Genomic DNA, 18918 nt, shown 5'->3' with positions numbered 1-18918 from the left:
AGCCCGCCGGCGGACCGCGCCACGACCCCAAGGTGATCACCGCGCTCAAGCGGTTCGCCATCTCGATCTCGGTGCTGAACATCCTCGGCTACACCGTGCTCGGTTTCGAGCAGGGCTGGCTGTGGCCGTTCATCGCCGTGGCCACCGGCTACACCACCGAACTGGTCCTGGAGTGGATCAGCGCCAAGGGCGAGGGCCGGGCCCCGCGGTACGCGGGCGGCGGGTTCAAGGGACTCGTGGAGTTCCTGTACCCCGCGCACATCACCAGCCTCGCGGTGAACATGCTGACGTACGTCAACGACCGCTACTGGGTCATGATGTTCGGCGTCATCGTCGCCGTCGGTACCAAGCACGTGCTGCGCGCCCCGCTCAAGGGCCGCATGCGGCACTACATGAACCCGTCGAACTTCGGCATCATGATCATCCTGGTGCTGTTCCCCTGGGCCAGCATCGCCCCGCCGTACCACTTCACCGAGTACCTGACGGGCACCACCGCCCCCGGTGACTGGATCCTTCCGGCCGTCATCATCACGCTCGGCACCATGCTCAACGCCAAGCTCACCAACCGCATGCCGCTGATCATGGGCTGGCTCGTGGGCTTCGCCCTCCAGGCCATCATCCGAGGCTGGATGTTCGACACCTCCATCCCCGCCGCCCTGGGCATGATGACGGGCACGGCCTTCGTGCTCTTCACCAACTACATGGTCACCGACCCGGGCACCTCGCCCTCCCGGAAGTCCTCCCAGATCGCCTTCGGCGCCGGAGTCGCCGCCGTCTACGGCCTGCTGATGGCCGTGAACATCACGTACGGCATCTTCTTCGCCACCGCCATCGTCTGCCTGATCCGCGGCCTGTACCTGTGGGGCCTGCACTACCAGGAGCAGCAGCGCAAGGCGGCCGCCCAGGGCGCCGGCCTGCGCCCGGTGGAGCCCCTCGCCGCCGTCCCGTCGCCCGCTCCGGCGGCCGTCGCGGCGCCCGTCGAGGCCCCGGTCAAGCTGCCGGCCGTGGCCGAGACCATCCCGATGACCACGGTGGCCGCCGCCCCCGTCTCCGCCGTCACCGACCCGTGCACCGCAGGCACCTGCCAGCACGGCAAGTGCGCGGCCATGCGGGCCGCCGCCGTCAAGGACGAGAAGGTGACGGTGTCCCTGTGAGCAGAATCGCCATCGTCGGGATAGCGGGCCGCTATCCCGACGCCACCAGCCACCGCGAGCTCTGGGAGAACGCGGTCGCGGGCCGGCGGGCCTTCCGCCGCCTGCCCGACGTACGGATGAACCTCGCGGACTACTGGGACGCGGACCCGGCCGCGCCGGACCGCTTCTACGCCCGCAACGCGGCCGTCCTGGAGGGCTACTCCTTCGACCGCATCGCCCACCGGATCGCCGGCAGCACCTACCGGTCCACCGACCTGACCCACTGGCTGGCCCTGGAGACCGCCTCGCAGGCCCTGGCCGACGCCGGGTTCGCGGGCGGCGAGGGACTGCCGAAGGAGCGCACCGGCGTCATCGTCGGCAACACCCTCACCGGCGAGTTCTCCCGCGCCAACGTCATGCGGCTGCGCTGGCCGTACGTACGGCGGGTGCTCGCGGCCGCCCTGAAGGCCGAGGCATGGGAGGACGAGAAGACCGCCGACTTCCTCGCCGGCGTGGAGGAGGCGTACAAGCAGCCCTTCCCCGCCATCGACGAGGACACCCTCGCCGGCGGCCTGTCCAACACCATCGCGGGCCGGATCTGCAACTACTTCGACCTCAACGGCGGCGGCTACACCGTCGACGGGGCCTGCTCCTCCTCCCTGCTGTCGGTCACGACGGCCGCCACCGGACTGGTCAACGGAGACCTGGACGTGGCCGTCGCGGGCGGCGTGGACCTGTCCATCGACCCCTTCGAGATCATCGGCTTCGCCAAGACCGGCGCGCTGGCCAAGCGGGAGATGCGGCTCTACGACCGCGGCTCCAACGGCTTCTGGCCCGGCGAGGGCTGCGGCATGGTCGTCCTGATGCGCGAGGAGGACGCCCTCGCGGCCGGCCACCGCATCTACGCCTCGGTCGCCGGCTGGGGCATCGCCTCCGACGGCCAGGGCGGCATCACCCGCCCCGAGGTCAGCGGCTACCAGCTGGCCATGCGCCGCGCCTACGAGCGGGCCGGGTTCGGCGCCGACACCGTGCCGCTCTTCGAGGGCCACGGCACCGGCACCGAGGTCGGCGACGCCACCGAGCTGCGCGCCATCATGGGCGCGCGCGCCGAGGCGAACCCGAAGGCGCCGACCGCCGCGATCAGCTCCATCAAGGGCATGATCGGCCACACCAAGGCCGCCGCCGGCGTCGCCGGACTCATCAAGGCGGCCATGGCGGTGGACGCGGCGATGCTGCCGCCCGCCATCGGCTGCGTGGACCCGCACGACCTCCTCACCGACGAGAAGGCCAACCTCCGGGTGCTGCGCAAGGCCGAGGCCTGGCCCAAGGACGCCCCGCTGCGCGCGGCCGTCACCGCCATGGGCTTCGGCGGCATCAACACCCACGTGGTCGTCGACAAGGCCGTGCCCAAGCGGCGCCCGGCCCCCAGCCGCCGCGCCACCACCCTCGCCGCCTCCCTGCAGGACGCCGAACTCCTGCTGGTCGACGGCGAGTCCCCGCAGGCGCTGGCCGACCGCCTCACCGAGGTGGCGGACTTCGCCGCGCAGCTCTCGTACGCGCAGGTCGGCGACCTCGCCGCCACCCTCCAGCGGGAGCTGCGCGAACTGCCCTACCGGGCCGCCGCCGTGGTCACCTCCCCCGAGGACGCCGAGCTGCGGCTGCGCCGCCTCGCCGAGACCCTCGGCCAGGGCACGGTCTCGCAGTTCTCCGAGGACGGCCGGACCTTCCTCGGCAAGGCCGCGGACGGGGACGCCCGCATCGGGTTCCTCTTCCCGGGCCAGGGCTCGGGCAAGGGCACCGGCGGGGGCGCGCTGCGCCGCCGCTTCACCGAGGCCGCCGAGGTCTTCGACAAGGCGGGCCTGCCCACCAGCGGGGACATGGTCGCCACCGACGTGGCGCAGCCGCGCATCGTCACCGGCTCCACCGCGGGCCTGCGGGTGCTGGACGCCCTGGGCATCGAGGCGGACGTGGCCGTCGGCCACAGCCTCGGCGAACTGTCCGCGCTGCACTGGGCGGGCGCCTTCGACGCGGCCACCGTGCTGGAGGCGGCCCGGGTGCGCGGCGCGGCGATGGCCGAGCACAGCGCCTCGGGCACGATGGCCTCGCTGGCCGCCGCCCCCGAGGCGGTGGCCCCGCTGACCGAGGGCCTGGACGTGGTCGTCTCCGGCTACAACGGCCCCCGGCAGACCGTGGTCGCCGGCACCGTCGAGGCGGTCGAGGAGGTGGGCCGGCGGGCCGCGCAGGCCGGGGTGCAGTGCACCCGCCTCGCCGTCTCGCACGCCTTCCACTCCCCGCTGGTCGCCCCGGCGGCCGACTCCTTCGGCGAGTGGCTGGCCGGCACCGAGTTCGGCGGTGTGGACCGCCGGGTGGTGTCCACCGTCACCGGCGAGGAGCTGGAGCAGGACGGGGACCTCGCCAAGCTGCTGCGCCGGCAGATCACCGAGCCGGTGCTGTTCACCCAGGCCGTCGAGGCGGCCGCGGCGGACGTGGACCTGTTCGTCGAGGTCGGGCCCGGCCGGGTGCTGACCTCGATGGCCGCGGCCACGGTCGGGGTGCCGGCGGTCGCGCTGAACACCGACGACGAGTCGCTCAAGTCCCTGCTGCAGGTGGTCGGAGCCGCGTACGTGGCCGGCGCCCCGCTGATCCACGAGCGGCTCTTCCGCGACCGGCTGACCCGGCCGCTGGAGATCGGCACCGAGTTCAGCTTCCTCACCAGCCCCTGCGAGCAGGCGCCCGAGATCAGCCTGCCGGCCGGGCGCGCCCCGCGCCCCGCGGGCGAGGACGGCGCCGAGGGCGCGGCCGCGGACCCCGCGGCCGGTGCGGCGGAGGGGGAGACCCCCCTGGAGGTGCTGCGGGCGCTCGTCGCCGAGCGCGCCGAGCTGCCCCCGGAGCTGGTCGCCGACGACAGCAGCCTGCTGGACGACCTGCACATGAGCTCCATCACCGTGGGCCAGATCGTCAACCAGGCGGCCACCCGGCTGGGGATCGGCGCCGCGCAGGTGCCGACGAACTTCGCCACGGCCACCGTGGCCCAGCTCGCCGAGGCGCTGGAGGAGCTGATCGGCTCCGGCGGCGGGGCGGCGGGCAGTACCCCGCTGGTCACCGGATCCGCGGTGTGGGCCCGCCCGTTCGCGGTGGACCTCGACGAGGTGCCGCTGGTGCCGGGCACCCCGGGGGCCAACGGCTCCTGGGAGCTGTTCACCGCCGGCCAGGGCGCCTTCGGGCAGCAGCTCAAGGAGGCCCTGGAGAAGGCCGGCGTGGGCGCGGGCGTGGTGGTCTGGCTGCCGCCGGCCTGCCCGGCCGAGCACATCGAGCAGGCCCTCGACGGTGCCAAGTCGGCCCTGGCGGGCGACCGCGAGCGGCGGTTCGTCCTGGTGCAGCACGGCCGCGGAGCGGCCGGACTCGCCAAGACCCTGCACCAGGAGGGCCACCTGCGGACGACCATCGTCCACACCCCGGCCCCCGACGAGCAGGCCGTGCAGGCGGTCGTCGCCGAGGTCGCGGCCACCGGCCGCTTCACCGAGGTGCACTACGACGCCGAAGGGGTGCGCCGGGTCCCGACCCTGCGGGCCCTGCCCCCGGCGGCCGCCCGCACCGAGCACGTCATCGGCTCCGAGGACGTCCTCCTCGTCACCGGCGGCGGCAAGGGCATCACCGCCGAGTGCGCCCTCGCCGTGGCCCGGGAGACCGGCGCGAAGCTGGCCGTCCTGGGCCGGTCCGACCCGGCCGAGGACAAGGACCTCGCCGAGAACCTGGCCCGCATGGCGGACAGCGGCGTCACCGTCGCCTACGCCCGCGCGGACGTCACCGACCCGGCCCGGGTCACGGCGGCGGTCGCCGAACTCGCCGGGAAGCTGGGCCCCGTCACCGCCCTGCTGCACGGCGCCGGGCGCAACGAGCCGGGCGCCCTGACCTCCCTCGGCATCGAGGACTTCCGGCGCACCTTCGCGCCGAAGGTCGACGGCCTGCGGGCCGTGCTCGACGCCGTCGGCGAGGGCAGCCTGAAGCTGCTGGTCACCTTCGGCAGCATCATCGGCCGGGCCGGCCTGCGCGGCGAGGCGCACTACGCCACCGCCAACGAGTGGCTGGCCGACATCACCGAAGAGGTGGCCCGTACGCAGCCCGGCTGCCGGGCCCTGTGCATGGAGTGGTCGGTCTGGTCCGGCGTCGGCATGGGCGAGAAGCTCTCCGTCGTCGAGACCCTCTCCCGCGAGGGCATCGTGCCGGTCTCCCCGGACGCCGGTGTCGAGATCATGCTGCGGCTGATCGGCGACCCCGACGCCCCCGTGGTCACCGTCATCAGCGGCCGTACGGAGGGCATCGCCACGGTCCGCAAGGACCTGCCGCAGCTGCCGCTGCTCCGCTTCACGGGCACCCCGCTGGTGCGCTACCACGGCGTGGAGCTCGTCACCGAGGTCGAGCTGAACGCGGGCACCGACGCCTACCTGCCCGACCACCTCCTCGACGGGAACCTGCTCCTCCCCGCCGTCCTCGGCATGGAGGCCATGGTCCAGGTCGCGCACGCGGCCACCGGCTGGGACAAGGTCCCGGTCATCGAGGGGGCCAAGTTCCTGCGGCCCATCGTGGTCCCGCCCAACGGCTCCGCCCGGATCCGGATCGCGGCCACCGTGACCGGACCGGACACCGTGGACGTGGCGATCCACGCCGAGGACACCGGCTACGTCGCCGAGCACTTCCGGGCCCGGCTGCTCTACGGAGAGCTGCCGATCCCCGAGGGCGACCCGGAGCAGGTGCCCGCGGGGGTCCCCGCGGCCCCGCTGGAGCCCGTCGCGGACCTGTACCGCAGCGGGGTCCTCTTCCAGGGCGACCGCTTCCAGCGGCTGCGGCACTTCCACCGGGCGGCCGCCCGGCACGTCGACGCCGACGTGGCGCTGGGCGCGCCGACCGGCTGGTTCGCCCCGTACCTGCCGGCGCAGCTGCTGCTCGCCGACCCGGGCATGCGCGACGCGCTCATGCACGGCAACCAGGTCTGCGTCCCCGACGCGACCCTGCTGCCCTCGGGCATCGAGCGGCTGTACCCGCTGGCGGCGGGGGCGGACGTGCCCGAGCAGGTCCGCTACTGCGCCACCGAGCGCTACCGCGACGGAGACACGTACGTGTACGACATCGCGGTGCGCGACGCCGAGGGCACCGTCGTCGAGCGCTGGGACGGCCTGACCCTGCACGCCGTCCGCAAGAACGACGGCGCCGGCCCCTGGGTGGAGCCGCTGCTCGGCTCCTACCTGGAACGGACCCTGGAGGAGGTGCTCGGCACGCACATCGCGGTCGCGGTGGAGCCGGACGCCCCCGGGGCCGACGGCTCGGTCGCGTCCCGCCGGGCGCAGACCGCGATCGCGGTGCAGCGGGCCCTCGGCGACACCGCCGAGATCCGCTACCGGCCCGACGGCCGGCCCGAGACCGACGGGGGCCGGGAGATCTCGGCCGCCCACGGCCTGGGCGTCACGGTCGGCGTGGTCGCGGACCGCACGGTCGCCACCGACGTGGAGGCCGTCAACGTCCGCTCCGAGGAGGAGTGGGCGGGGCTGCTCGGCGAGCACGCACCGCTCGCCGCCCTCGTGGCGGCCGAGACGGGCGAGGCGCCGGACACGGCGGCCACCCGCGTGTGGAGCGCCGTCGAGTGCCTGAAGAAGGCCGGGATCCTCGCGGGCGCCCCGCTCACGCTGGTCCCCGGATCGCGGCCCAACTGGGTCGTGTTCACCGCCGGCGGGCTGCGGATCGCCACCTTCGTCACGGCCCTGCGCGGCGCGCTGGACCCCGGTGTCTTCGCCTTCCTCACCGACGGGGCGGACGGGTCGTGACGGGGCGGGCGGACCACTTCGAGTACCGGCACACGGTGGCCTTCGCGGAGACCGACCTGTGCGGCACCGCCGACTACGTGCACTACCTGCACTGGCAGGCACGCTGCTGGCAGCTGTTCCTGCGCCGGGCGGCGCTCGACGAGCTCGACGGGACCAACGGACCGGTCGGGCCGGACGGGATCGGTGGTTCGCCCGCCGACCTGCGGCTGTTCACGCTGCAGGTGGACTGTGAACTCTTCGAGGCGGTCTCCGCGCAGGACCGCCTGTCCGTAAGGATGCGTGCGGCCGGACTGGGCCACACGCAGATCGACCTGACGTTCGACTACGTCAAGGTGACAGGGGACGGGGACGTCCCGGTGGCCCGGGGCAGCCAGCGCGTGGTGTGTCTGCGCGGCCCCGACGCCGCCCCCGTCCCCGCACTGATCCCCGACGCGCTGGCACACGCGCTGGCGCCCTACGCGGCCGGGATTCGGCCGCCGGCAGGGAGGCAGACATGACTCTGATGGCCGCTCCGTCCGCGGAGCTCGTCGACATGGACGACCGGACCCAGTTGCGCAGGACCTTCGGGGCCTTCCCCACCGGGGTCACCATCGTGACCGTCGGTGGGGACGCCCCGCGGGGCATGACCGCCAACTCCTTCACCTCGGTGTCGCTGGAGCCACCGCTGGTGCTGGTCTGCGTCAACAAGGACGCGGTCATGCACCGCAGCCTGGACCGCTCCGACACCTTCTCGGTGTCGGTGCTCGCCGCCCACCACGAATCGGTGGCCCGGCACTTCGCCAACAGCTCGCGGCCCGCGGGGGCCGACCAGTTCGCCGCCGTGGACTGGGTGCCCGGCCGGGTCACGGACGCCCCGCTGATCTCCGGGGCGGTGGCCCAGTTCGAATGCGAGAAGTGGGGGCCCGGCTACGACGGCGGCGACCACACCATCTTCCTCGGCCGGGTGCTCTCCGCGGCCCGCCGGCCCGAGAGCGAGGGCATCCTCTTCTCGGGCGGCCGGTTCCGCCGGATCGTCCCCGAGCACGCCGAAGGCAGGGCGGCATGAAGATCCACCCACCCGGGCCGCCTCTCCGGTCGATGCCGGGACTGCTGAAGAAGCTCGCCTTCGACCGGCTGGCCCTCATGCAGGACTCCGCGGACCTCGGCGACGCGGTACGGGTCAACATGGGCCCGAAGAAGCTGTACATCTTCAACCGGCCGGACTACGCCAAGCACGTCCTGGCCGACAACGCCGACAACTACCACAAGGGCATAGGCCTCGTGCAGGCCCGCAGGGTGCTCGGCGACGGACTGCTCACCAGCGACGGGGAGGTGTGGAAGAAGCAGCGGCGGGCGGTGCAGCCGGCCTTCAAGCCGGGGCGCATCAACCGGCAGGCGGACGCCGTCGCCCAGGAGGCGGCGAACCTGGTGGACCTGCTCCGCCGGCACGAGGGCAAGGGCCCCGTCGACGTCCTGCACGAGGTCACCGGGCTGACCCTCGGGGTGCTCGGCCGCACCCTGCTCGACTCCGACCTCGGTGCGTACGACTCCATCGCGCACGCCTTCGAGGAGGTCCAGGACCAGGCCATGCTGGAGATGGTCACCCAGGGGGCCACCCCGGGCTGGCTGCCGTTCCCCGCACAGGCCCGCTTCCGCCGGGCCCGCAGGGAGCTCCACCGGGTGGCCGACGCCCTCGTGGCCGACCGGGTGGCCCGCATGAAGGACGGCGAGGAGCCGGACGACGCGCTGTCGCGGATCATCGTGACCGCCCGCGCGCAGGAGAGCGACCGGGAACGCGAACGGCAGCGGCTGCGCGAGGAGCTGGTCACCCTGCTGCTCGCCGGCCACGAGACCACCGCGAGCACCCTGGGCTGGGTCCTGTACCTGCTGGAGCAGCACCCGGATGCGCGCGAGGGGGTGCGGGAGGAGGCCCGGGCGGTCCTCGGCGATCGCGTGCCCGAGGTCGCCGACCTGCACAGGCTGACGTACACCACCAAGGTCATCCAGGAGGCGATGCGGCTGTACCCGCCGGTGTGGGTGCTGCCCCGGGTCGCCCAGCAGGACGACGAGGTGGGCGGCTGGCACGTGTCCGCCAAGGCCGACGTGCTCGTCTGCCCGTACGTCATGCACCGCAACCCCGACCTGTGGGAGGACCCGCTGCGCTTCGACCCGGAGCGGTTCGACCCCAAGCGGGCGGCCGGGCGGGACCGGTACGCGTACATCCCGTTCGGCGCGGGACCCCGGTTCTGCATCGGGAGCAACCTCGGGATGATGGAGGCCGTGTTCGTCGCGGCGCTCGTCACCCGGGACCTCGACCTGCGCATGGATCCGTGCCACCCGGCCGTGCCCGAGGCGATGCTGTCGCTGCGGATGCGCGGGGGCATGCCGATGACGGTGCATCCGGTGCGCTGAGGAACGGGCGCGGAAAAGGGGCCGTACGCGGAGGAGTTCCGCGTACGGCCCCTTTGCCGTGCCCGGGGAGGGCCGGCTACTGGCCGGTGCCGAAGCGGGCCAGGAGCACCGGGGGATCCAGGACGTCCAGCGGCCGCAGCACGATCTCGGCGGGCCGCAGCAGCGCCCCGGGGCGCACCGTGACGGGCCCGTGGTGGCCGACGGACAGCGCGACCGGGTCCTCGCCGTCCGCGTGCGTCCGCTCGTGCCCCAGCGGGGTCGTGTGGACCAGGATGTGCCAGGTGCCCGTCGGCACGTCCCTGAGCTCGAAGGCGCCCGGGCCGTCCAGCACGGTCCAGCGCACGGGCCGGCCCTGGCGGACCCGGCCGGGGAACAGGCCCACGAACACGGGGGCCGCCTCCATGCCGGGCGGCAGGACCACGCGGCCGCGCAGCGACAGGCTCGCGGCCACGGAGGTGCCCTTCACCACGGTTGCCGGCGGGAACTTCGGCTGCATTCCGCCGCGCTCGCGGTAGGCGCTCGGGGAAAGCCCGACGCACGCCTTGAATCGCGAGCTGAAGGTGCCGACGCTGCTGTATCCGACCTGGCTGCTGATATCGGCCACACTGAAATCGGTCAGCACGAGCAGCCGCTTGGCCTCCTGAATCCGCAGGGCGGAAAGGAAACGGCCGGGCGAGGTGCCGGTGACGTCCCGGAAAATCCGGGTGAAGTGGAACTTGCTGAACATCGCCGTGCGGGCCATGTCGTCGATCGTCAGATCCTGTCCGAGATTGACGTGCATGTAGTTGATCACTCGGCGGACGGCGTGCTCGATGGTCGTGGTGGTCACCGTATCTCCCTGTCCTTCCGGGGCGTCAACGCCGAGTTGGCTGAGTCGTGTGCATGTCTGCGGACGGGCGTGCCGGACCGGTGTGCCGGCGCACCGCCAGCTCCTCCGCGAACCGCCGCCACACGTCCGAGCAGTGCCGCGCGAGGTCCGCGATGGCGTCCGTGGCGTGCGGGGGGACGGCGTCCACGCGCTTGCGCCAGGCCTCGTCGACCATGAAGTGCGTGTGGAGCCAGCGGATGAACTCCCGGCCCGCGTCCGAACCCCGCAGGGAGGGATCCCCCGCCAGCCGGGACAGGGTGTCCAGCGGCGGCCGCGAGCGCGGTGAGAGCCCCGGAGCGCCCCCCGCGGCCGCGCTGCGCGGCTGCGCGGCCACCCGGTAGGCGGGGGCCGCGGGGCCGCCGCCGGGCGCCCCGCCGGACCCCGGCCGGGCCGCTTCCCGCTTGGCGGCCTGCGCCGCGCTCGACGCCTGCCGGCTCTGGGGCACCGGGTCCTCGCCGCGCAGCAGGCGCTGGCGCACGTCGTGGGCCGTGCCCAGGGAGAGCCCGGTCTTCTCCACGACGGTGCGCAGCGGCAGGCCCGGGTCGCGCGCGAGCAGCTCCGCCGCGTGCATGCGCTCGGCGGTCCGGTCCAGCGGGTGCGCGCGGCCGTCCGCACCCGTACGCATGTTCAGGGGTGGAGATCCCGCGGCTGAACACACCCGTACGCCGGCGACCGTCTTGGCGTCGAGCCCGACGTGCGCGGCGACGGCGCGGTCGGACAGGCTCGGGTGCGAGGCGAGGATCCGGGCGGCGGCCGTCTTGCGCTCGGCCACCGACAGCGGCAGGCCGTGCGAGATGTTCGCGGCCACCGACCGCAGGAACACCTGGTCCTCGGCGCCGTCGAAGAACCGCACCTCGACGGTGTCCATGCCCTTCAGGGCGGCCGCACGGATGCGGTGCATACCGTCCACGACCCGCATCGTCGGCCGGTGGACCAGCACCGGCGGCAGCGAGCCGTAGACCGAGGCGAGCCGGCGGACGTGCGACTTGTCGATGCCGCCGAGCCGGGGCGAATCCGCCGGGAGGAGTTCGACGATGCGTACCCGGTGCGTGGGATCCGGCGGCGGCTGGGCTTCGTCTGCACTTTTCACGTTGCCCCCAACCAAGAGACCAAGGCGCGCTTCCGCATGACGTCTTGTCCCGCAGAAGGAATGTCACGTGCTGGTGAGGAATGCATCCGGGCTCAGAGCCTAGTGACGGGTCGGGCGGGGGGCCGATTTCCCGGGCCGCGTCGCGCCAACTCTGGAGAATCGGGTTCACTCTCGCTGCGACTTTGGCTTGTTGCTTGAACTGGGGGGCCGCTTCTAGTTTTCTCTCACGCCGCAAGGCAACCACTCAGAGCAAACCGGAAGGAGAGCGAAGTGAGCGAGCAGAACACGCGAGTGGCGCCCGACGGCGAACACCGGACGATGACGCTGGAGGCTTGGGCCGACACCATCGTCCCGGGGCAGAAGCGCTGGCCCGGAGACCGCGCGATAGCCGGTGTCGCCACCGGCGGCGGCGCGGTCGAGGCCGGCGCGCTGGACCTCCTGAAGTGGGATGCCACCGGCATCCACGACGGCCTGGACGACCTGGCGAACCTCGCGGACGAGCACGCCCGCACGTACGCCGCGGAGCAGGGCCTGACCCTCGACGAGGACGTACCCCCCTTCGTCGCCCTCGACTACGACCACCGGGTCGCCGTGGTGCAGCGGCTGACCACCCCCGGACACCCGGAAAAGGAGTTCTGGGTGATGCTCTCGCTCTTCTGCAACATGGCCTTCGACTCCGCCGCCCACCTGCACACGGCCGAGGCCCTGGCCGACGGCCACCCCGGCCTGGCGGCCATGGGCATCTCGCACCCCGATGCGGACGGCCTCTGGCGCTTCAAGAACTTCGGCTACGGCCGCGAACTCGCCCGACTCCACCCGGACACGACGGCCACTGGGAGCCCCGCATGAGCAGCACCGTGGAACGTACCGAGGTCCTGGTCATCGGCAGCGGTTTCGGCGGCGCCATCGCCGCCTACCACCTCGCCGCGGGCGGTGCGAAGGTCACCGTCCTGGAGCGCGGGCCCTGGCTGAAAAGCGACGACTTCGAGCACGACTACAAGCTCGGCTCCTCCTACACCCGGGCCTTCGACTTCGTCGTCGGCGACGGGATGAGCATCCTCGGCGGCAACTGCGTCGGCGGCGGCAGCGTCGTCTACTTCGCGGCGATGCCCCGGGCCCCCCGGTTCGTCTTCGACCGGCACGGATCCATCGGCCGCCGCATGTGGCCGGGAGCCGTCAGCCGCGACACCCTCGACCCCTGGTACGACCGGGTGGAGGAGTCCCTCTCCGTCACCCAGCAGACCTGGAACGACGTCAGCTACGCGGGCGGCCTGTGGGCCGCGGCCTGCAACCACGCCGGCCGCACCGCCAACCCGCTCGCGGTCGCCATCGACAACACCAAGTGCACCAACTGCAACTGGATGATGGCCGGCTGCCGCTTCGAGGCCAAGCAGTCCCTGCTGGTCAACTACCTGCCCGCCGCACTCGCCCACGGGGCCGAGATACGCCCGCTGCACGAGGTGCAGCACATCTCCCGGACCTCGGACGGCGACTACCGGATCCACTACAACATCGTCCACGACGAGGACTACCGCCTGCAGAACGGCAGCGGGGTCATCGAGGCGAAGATCGTGGTCATCGCCGCCGGAGCCGGCGCCACGCCGGTGATCCTCCAGCGCAGCGAGGCCCACCTCGGCACCATGCCGAGGGCCGTCGGCCGGTACTTCTCCGGCAACGGGGAACGGCTCAACACGGCCATCATCGACGAGGACAAGGCCGCCGAGCTCTTCGGCCTCGACCGCGGCGACGGCATCGCCTACATGGCCAACCAGATCGGCAAGGGCCCGACCGTGGCCAGCTGGGACCGGCTCGACGGCTCCCTGCCCGAATACTCCCGCTACTCGCTGGAGCAGCTGTACTTCCCGCCCGGCCTCGGGACGATCCTCGCCCAGGCCCCCGACGCGCTCGGACCGACCTGGTTCGGCAAGGACAAGAAGGAGATCCTCAAGCGCTGGACCTCGTGGCTGACCATCTTCTCGATGATCGAGGACGACAACGAAGGAGTCTTCGGACCGCCGCCGGCGACCGGGAACGCCCACCGGATCTCCCAGCAGATGCTGGGCCGCGGCAACCTCAGGTACGACCCCACTCCGAACACCCTGGGCGCATGGGCCAAATCCGACGCCGAAGTGAAGGAGATCCTGGAGAAGGACGGCCTGGCCAAGGTCATGCCGTGGACCAACGACCTGGTGGGCGCCTACACCGTGCACCCGCTCTCCTCCTGCCGGATGGGAGACGACCCGCACACGTCCGCCCTCGACGACCGCAGTGAACTGCGCGGGCACCCCGGGATCTTCGTCACCGACGGCTCGGCCGTCCCCGGAGCCCTCACCGTCAATCCGGCCATGACCATCGCCGCACTCGCCGAGCGCTCCGTTCCGGCCATCGTGCAGGCCGCCCAGAGCAAGGGCATCTCCGTCAGCTACGGGGCACCGGCCCCCGACGGCTCCCGCAGCGGGCGCAAGAACGTCCTGCCGCTGCTGCCCACCCTGACGCGCAGCTGACCTGCGCGCATCCGGACACCCCCGGCACACCGCCGTCCGACAGCGAGGAATCGCTTCGGGCGGACGTGCCTCCCGAGTGGGTTGTTTCAAGCAACCGCCTCGAACACCCCTTTCCGAGCACCACCGCATCACCCCGGAACCGCCATGACGCACCCAAAGACCCCGGCACGCCACCTCTGACTCTGCGAAGGACGAACATGACTGCGACCACCGTCGACTACTTCGAGTACACCCACACCGTCGGCTTCGAGGAGACCAACCTCGTCGGCAACGTGTACTACGTGAACTACCTCCGCTGGCAGGGCCGCTGCCGGGAGCTGTTCCTCAAGCAGAAGGCGCCCGCCGTCCTCGCCGACGTCCAGGACGACCTCAAGCTCTTCACCCTGAAGGTCGACTGCGAGTTCTTCGCGGAGATCACGGCCTTCGACGAGCTGTCGATCCGGATGCGGCTGACCGAGCTGGGCCAGACCCAGCTGGAGTTCACCTTCGACTACGTCAAGCTCGGCCAGGACGGCAGCGAGACGCTGATCGCCCGCGGCAAGCAGCGGATCGCCTGCATGCGCGGTCCCAACACCGCCACCGTCCCCTCCCTGATCCCCGAGGCGCTGGCCCAGGCGCTGGAGCCGTACACGAGCCCCCGGGCGCTCTCCCTGGCCGGCCGCGCCGCCTGATCCTCCCGCGGCACCCGCCGCACCCCTTCCGCCGCCCCGGCAGCGGACCGCGAACCCCGCAGCCCCACCCGTACGTGCCCCGCGCTCTGCCGGGTACGCACCGCGCACCGCCCGCCGCGTGACCACTCCGCGGAACGCACCTCGCGCCCTCCTGCACCGCACCACCGCACCACCGCAGATCCCGAAGATCCCGCAGCACCCCTGACGCGGCGCCTCCGTGCGCCCTCTTCCGCCGGCCGGTGGGTTGCATCAAGAAACGCACCGGCCCACCGCACCGGCCCACCGCACCGGCCCACCGCACCGGCCCCGACGCACGACCCACCGCACCGACCCCACCGGGTTGCATCACACAACCCACCGGATCCGGACCCGGACCCGGCCCCGCAGACACGGAAACCCCCGACCGAACCCAAGGAGACAGACATGAGCCTCAACGACGTCCTCAAGGACCTCACCGCCGACATCGACGCCGTCGCCGACCTGGTGGCCGGACTCGACGACGAGGCCTGGAACACCCCGACCCCGGCCACCGGCTGGAGCATCGCCGACCAGATCGCCCACCTGACCTTCATCTTCACCCTGGCCAAGACGGCCGCCGCGGCCCCCGAGGTCTTCAAGCAGATCACCGCCTCGGCCGCCGACGACTTCGACGGCGCGGTCAATGCGGCCCTCAAGCAGTTCAACGGCTTCCCGCCGAAGGAGCTGCTGGCCCGCTTCCGGGCCGAGGGCGAGGCCTCCGTGACCGCGCTGGCCGCCATTCCAGAGGGTCAGGTCGTCCCGTGGCTGGTCAACCCGCTGCCGCCGGTCGTGCTCGCCTGCGCCGGGATCATGGAGCTCTTCGGCCACGGCCAGGACATCGCCGACGCGCTGAAGGTCCGCCGCGAGCCCACGGACCGGCTGCTCAACCTCGTCAACTTCGCCTTCCTGACGCGTGACTTCGGCTACCACTCGCACGGTCTGACCCCGCCGGCCGCGCCCTTCCGGTTCGAGCTCACGGCACCCTCCGGCGAGGTGTGGACCATCGGCCCCGAGGACGCCGAGGACCGGGTCACCGGCTCCGCCCACGACTTCTGCCTGCTGGTCACCCGCCGCCGCCACCTGGACGACCTGGCCCTGTCCGCGACCGGCGAGGAGGCCCGCCGCTGGCTCGGCATCGCCCAGGCCTACCGCGGCCCGGCCGGCGAGGGCCGCACCCCCGGCCAGTTCGCGGAGCTCGACGCGTGAGCGGCCGCCCCGGCCCCGGCCGGTCCCCCGCACCGAGACCCGGCCCGCACCGCAGGCCCGCCATCCGCCTGCGCACCCGCACCCGCAGCCCACCAAGGAGACGACGATGAGCCCGAAGACCGACGGACCGGTCCTGCACCGCGTGACCGTGATCGGATGCGGGCTGATCGGCACCTCCGTCGCCCTCGCCCTGACCCGCGCCGGAGTGGCCGTGGCCCTGGAGGACCGCGACCCGCGGTCCCTGGCCACCGCCGTCGCGATGGGCGCCGGCGTTCCGAACTCCCCCTCCCTGCCGCCCGCCGACCTCGTGGTCGTCGCCACCCCGCCCTCCGCGGTCGTCGCGACCCTGGTCGAGGCGCAGGCCCGCGGCCTCGGCCACGCCTACACGGACGTGGCCAGCGCCAAGGAGCACATCTGGATCGAGGCCGGGCTGCGCGCCTGCGACGTACGCGGCTACGTGCCCGGCCACCCGATGGCGGGCCGTGAGCTCTCCGGCCCGGCCGCCGCCCGCACCGACCTCTTCGAGGGCCGGCCCTGGATCCTCTGCCCGTACCCGACGGTCGAGCCGGCGGCCCTCGACGCGGTCGACGCCCTCGTACGCCTCTGCGGCGGGATCCGGCGGGACATGAGCCCCGCGGACCACGACCGGGCGGTCGCCACCCTCTCCCACGCCCCGCACGTGCTGTCCTCCGCGCTCGCCGCCCAGCTGGCGGGCCTGGGGCACGAGACGCTCTCGCTGGCCGGCACCGGGGTACGCGACACCACCCGCATCGCGGGCGGCGACCCCGGTCTGTGGGGGGACATCCTGGGCCAGAACGCGGCCGCCGTCGCCGACAGCCTGGTCCGCGTGGCGGCCGAACTCACCATGGTGGCATCAGAGTTGAGGGCCACCGGCACCTGCGGATCGGATGCGGTGCACGAGTTCCTCGGCCGGGGCAACGCCGGGCGTGCGGACCTGCTGAAGGCCTCGCCCGGCCCCACCCCCGCGGCCCCTGCGGCCGCAGCCCCGGCCGCGGTCCCCGCCCCGGCCCCCGCCCCGGTCCCCGCCGCGTCCCCGGCCCGGCTCCGGTCCGGCCGGCGCGGTGCGCGGCGGCCCGGGGCCCGGCGGATCAGGTTGCGTACCGCCGCCGCCCAAGACCGCAAATCGAAAGATGCGCAGGGCGGTTGCCGAATGTGACCTTCTAGGCAACACGCCGAGGAGGAACGACCACATGGCCGCAGCCAACCACGGGGACGCCGTCGTGCCCGGTGACGAGCGCTACCAGGGGCTCCTGGAGGGCTACAACCACCGGTTCACCGGCAGCCCCGCGTACATCCGGCTCGTCACCGCCACCGAAGAGGTCGTCGAAGCCGTCGCCGAGGCCGTCGCTGCGGGCCGCCGCATCGCGGTCCGCAGCGGCGGCCACTGCTTCGAGGCCTTCACCTCCGACGGGATCGAGGTCCTGATCGACCTCTCCCGCATGCAGGAGGTCTCCTACGACGAGGAGATGGCGGCCTTCGAGGTCGGCGGCGGTGCGGTGCTCGGGAACCTCTACCCGGAGCTCCACCGCCGCTGGGGCGTCACCATCCCGGCCGGAACCTGCTTCGAGGTCGGGGTCGGCGGCCACATCACCGGGGGCGGCTACGGCCACCTCTCCCGCCGCGACGGCCTGGTCGTCGACCACCTGTACGCCGTGGAGGTCGTCACCGTCGCCGCCGACGGCACCGCCCGGGCGGTCGTCGCCACCAGGGAGCCGGACGACCCGCACCACGACCTGTGGTGGGCGCACACCGGCGGGGGCGGCGGCAACTTCGGCATCGTCACCCGGTTCTGGCTGCGCCGCCCCGGCCCCCGCCCGGCCCGCGCCGAGGACGCCCTGCCCAAGGCCCCCGCCCGCATGCACCGCGCCGACCTCACCTGGTCCTGGGACGGGCTCGACGAGGCCGCCTTCGGCCGGCTGCTGCGCAACTACGGCACCTGGTACGAGGAGAACAGCGCGCCCGGTTCCCCGTACGCGCACCTGTGGAGCAACCTCATCGTCCTGCACCGCTCCGCCGGCTCCTTCTTCATGACCTCCGTCATCGACGCGGACGTCCCCGACGCGGACAAGCTGCTCACCGCGCACCTGGAGGCCCTCACCGACGGGGTGGAGCCCGCGGCGGTGAACCGGGACACGGTGGACTGGATGGAGAGCTGGATGCCCTCCTACAGCTGGCCCAGCGACCCGCAGGGGCGCTACAAGAACAAGGCCGGCTACCTGCGCACGGGCTTCACCGCCCACCAGATCGCCGCCCTGTACCGGGGCCTGTCCAAGCCGGACTACGACAACCCGATGGGCTGCCTGGTCCTCACCGGCTTCGGCGGACAGGTCAACGCCGTGCCCGCCGACGCCACGGCCGTCGCCCAGCGCGACTGCATCCTCAAGGCCTCGTACTCGGCCGGGGCCTGGACCGACCCCGCGCAGGACGAGCTGCACATCGCGTGGGTGCGGGAGCTCTACCGCGACGTGTACGCGCACACCGGCGGCGTCCCCGTGCCCGGCCCCACCGACGACGGCTCGTACATCAGCTACCCCGACGTGGACCTGGCCGACCCGGCCTGGAACACCTCCGGCACCGGCTGGCAGACCCTCTACTACAAGGCCAACTACCCGCGGCTACAGCAGGTCAAGAAGGCCTACGACCCCCGGGACGTCTTCCGGCACGCCCTCTCGGTCGAACTGCCCGCGTGACGGCCCGCCCGCCCGTCCGGCCCGCGCCCTTCCCGCCCACCCGTGACACCACGCCCACACCGAAAGAGAGATCCGCCATGAGCGCCCAGACCACCGCCCTCGCCGAGGACGCCGCCGCCGTCGCCGCCGTACCCCAGCACATCGTCGCCGCCTGGGCCGAGCACGACGCCGACGCGTTCGCCGGCCTCTTCACCGAGGACGCCACCATGTGCCTCCCCGGCATCTACGTCACCGGGCGGGACCAGATCCGCGGCTTCATGACCCAGGCGTACCAGGGCCCCTTCAAGGGCACCCAGGTCACCGGCAGCCCGCTCACGGTCAAGTTCCTCAGCGCCGACAACGTCGTCGTCATCACCCAGGGCGGCATCCTCGCCCCGGGCGAGACCGAGGTCGCCGCCGAGCGGGCCGTGCGCGCCGTCTGGGTCCTCACCAAGCAGGACGGCGAGTGGCGGATCGCCGCCTACCAGAACACCCCCCTCAACGCTCCCTGACCCGGCCACGACCGAA

14 protein-coding genes are annotated in these 18918 nt (G+C 72.9%); 12 read left to right on the top strand and 2 right to left on the bottom strand.

The window, feature by feature from the left end; genetic code table 11:
• The first annotated feature begins 32 nt into the window (after window positions 1-32).
• The 5 genes from ACZ407_RS19225 to ACZ407_RS19205 are packed head-to-tail and all read left to right on the top strand — an operon-like array spanning window position 33 to window position 9343.
• Entirely contained in the window at window positions 33-1154 is a 1122-nt protein-coding gene (locus ACZ407_RS19225) for an enediyne biosynthesis protein (RefSeq protein WP_468129683.1), read from the top strand.
• Window positions 1151-6952: a type I polyketide synthase gene (locus tag ACZ407_RS19220; protein ID WP_468129649.1), complete on the top strand. Its 5802-nt coding sequence runs from the start codon at window positions 1151-1153 to the stop codon at window positions 6950-6952. Before ACZ407_RS19225 ends, ACZ407_RS19220 begins: the two co-directional genes overlap by 4 nt.
• Complete coding sequence (locus ACZ407_RS19215; RefSeq protein ID WP_468129647.1) at window positions 6949-7449, top strand: acyl-CoA thioesterase; 501 nt, start codon at window positions 6949-6951, stop codon at window positions 7447-7449. The genes ACZ407_RS19220 and ACZ407_RS19215 overlap by 4 nt, the downstream gene beginning before the upstream one ends.
• Window positions 7446-7997, top strand: coding sequence for a flavin reductase family protein (locus ACZ407_RS19210; RefSeq protein WP_468129645.1), 552 nt, complete (start codon window positions 7446-7448; stop codon window positions 7995-7997). The genes ACZ407_RS19215 and ACZ407_RS19210 overlap by 4 nt, the downstream gene beginning before the upstream one ends.
• On the top strand, window positions 7994-9343 hold the full coding sequence (locus ACZ407_RS19205; RefSeq protein WP_468129643.1) for a cytochrome P450: 1350 nt from the start codon (window positions 7994-7996) through the stop codon (window positions 9341-9343). Before ACZ407_RS19210 ends, ACZ407_RS19205 begins: the two co-directional genes overlap by 4 nt.
• A 76-nt stretch (window positions 9344-9419) precedes the next feature.
• On the opposite strand, the gene ACZ407_RS19200 is transcribed toward ACZ407_RS19205, so the two are convergent.
• Window positions 9420-10172, bottom strand: coding sequence for a helix-turn-helix domain-containing protein (locus ACZ407_RS19200; protein ID WP_468129641.1), 753 nt, complete (start codon window positions 10170-10172; stop codon window positions 9420-9422).
• A gap of 25 nt (window positions 10173-10197) precedes the next feature.
• Entirely contained in the window at window positions 10198-11301 is a 1104-nt protein-coding gene (locus ACZ407_RS19195) for a ParB/RepB/Spo0J family partition protein (RefSeq protein ID WP_468129639.1), read from the bottom strand.
• A gap of 318 nt (window positions 11302-11619) precedes the next feature.
• Here ACZ407_RS19195 and ACZ407_RS19190 point away from each other — a divergent pair, with 318 nt between their 5' ends.
• The 7 genes from ACZ407_RS19190 to ACZ407_RS19160 all read left to right on the top strand — a co-directional run bounded on the left by ACZ407_RS19190 (window position 11620) and on the right by ACZ407_RS19160 (window position 18902).
• Entirely contained in the window at window positions 11620-12150 is a 531-nt protein-coding gene (locus tag ACZ407_RS19190; RefSeq protein ID WP_468129681.1) for a DUF5987 family protein, read from the top strand.
• Window positions 12147-13805, top strand: coding sequence for an FAD-dependent oxidoreductase (locus ACZ407_RS19185; protein WP_468129637.1), 1659 nt, complete (start codon window positions 12147-12149; stop codon window positions 13803-13805). The genes ACZ407_RS19190 and ACZ407_RS19185 overlap by 4 nt, the downstream gene beginning before the upstream one ends.
• 197 nt (window positions 13806-14002) lie before the next feature.
• Window positions 14003-14476, top strand: a complete 474-nt coding sequence (locus ACZ407_RS19180; protein WP_468129635.1) for an acyl-CoA thioesterase — start codon at window positions 14003-14005, stop codon at window positions 14474-14476.
• A gap of 423 nt (window positions 14477-14899) precedes the next feature.
• Window positions 14900-15700 (top strand): TIGR03084 family metal-binding protein, encoded by an 801-nt coding sequence (locus ACZ407_RS19175; protein WP_468129633.1) that lies wholly within the window; start codon window positions 14900-14902, stop codon window positions 15698-15700.
• Window positions 15701-15806: 106 nt separating this feature from the next.
• Window positions 15807-16877: a prephenate dehydrogenase gene (locus ACZ407_RS19170; RefSeq protein WP_468129631.1), complete on the top strand. Its 1071-nt coding sequence runs from the start codon at window positions 15807-15809 to the stop codon at window positions 16875-16877.
• Window positions 16878-16911: 34 nt separating this feature from the next.
• Entirely contained in the window at window positions 16912-18411 is a 1500-nt protein-coding gene (locus tag ACZ407_RS19165; RefSeq protein ID WP_468129629.1) for an FAD-binding oxidoreductase, read from the top strand.
• 77 nt (window positions 18412-18488) lie between these two features.
• On the top strand, window positions 18489-18902 hold the full coding sequence (locus ACZ407_RS19160; RefSeq protein WP_468129627.1) for an SgcJ/EcaC family oxidoreductase: 414 nt from the start codon (window positions 18489-18491) through the stop codon (window positions 18900-18902).
• Window positions 18903-18918: the final 16 nt, after the last annotated feature.

The sequence above is a fragment of the Streptomyces sp. NPDC030809 genome, from assembly GCF_055572195.1.
This window is presented reverse-complemented; position numbering and strand designations above follow the sequence as displayed.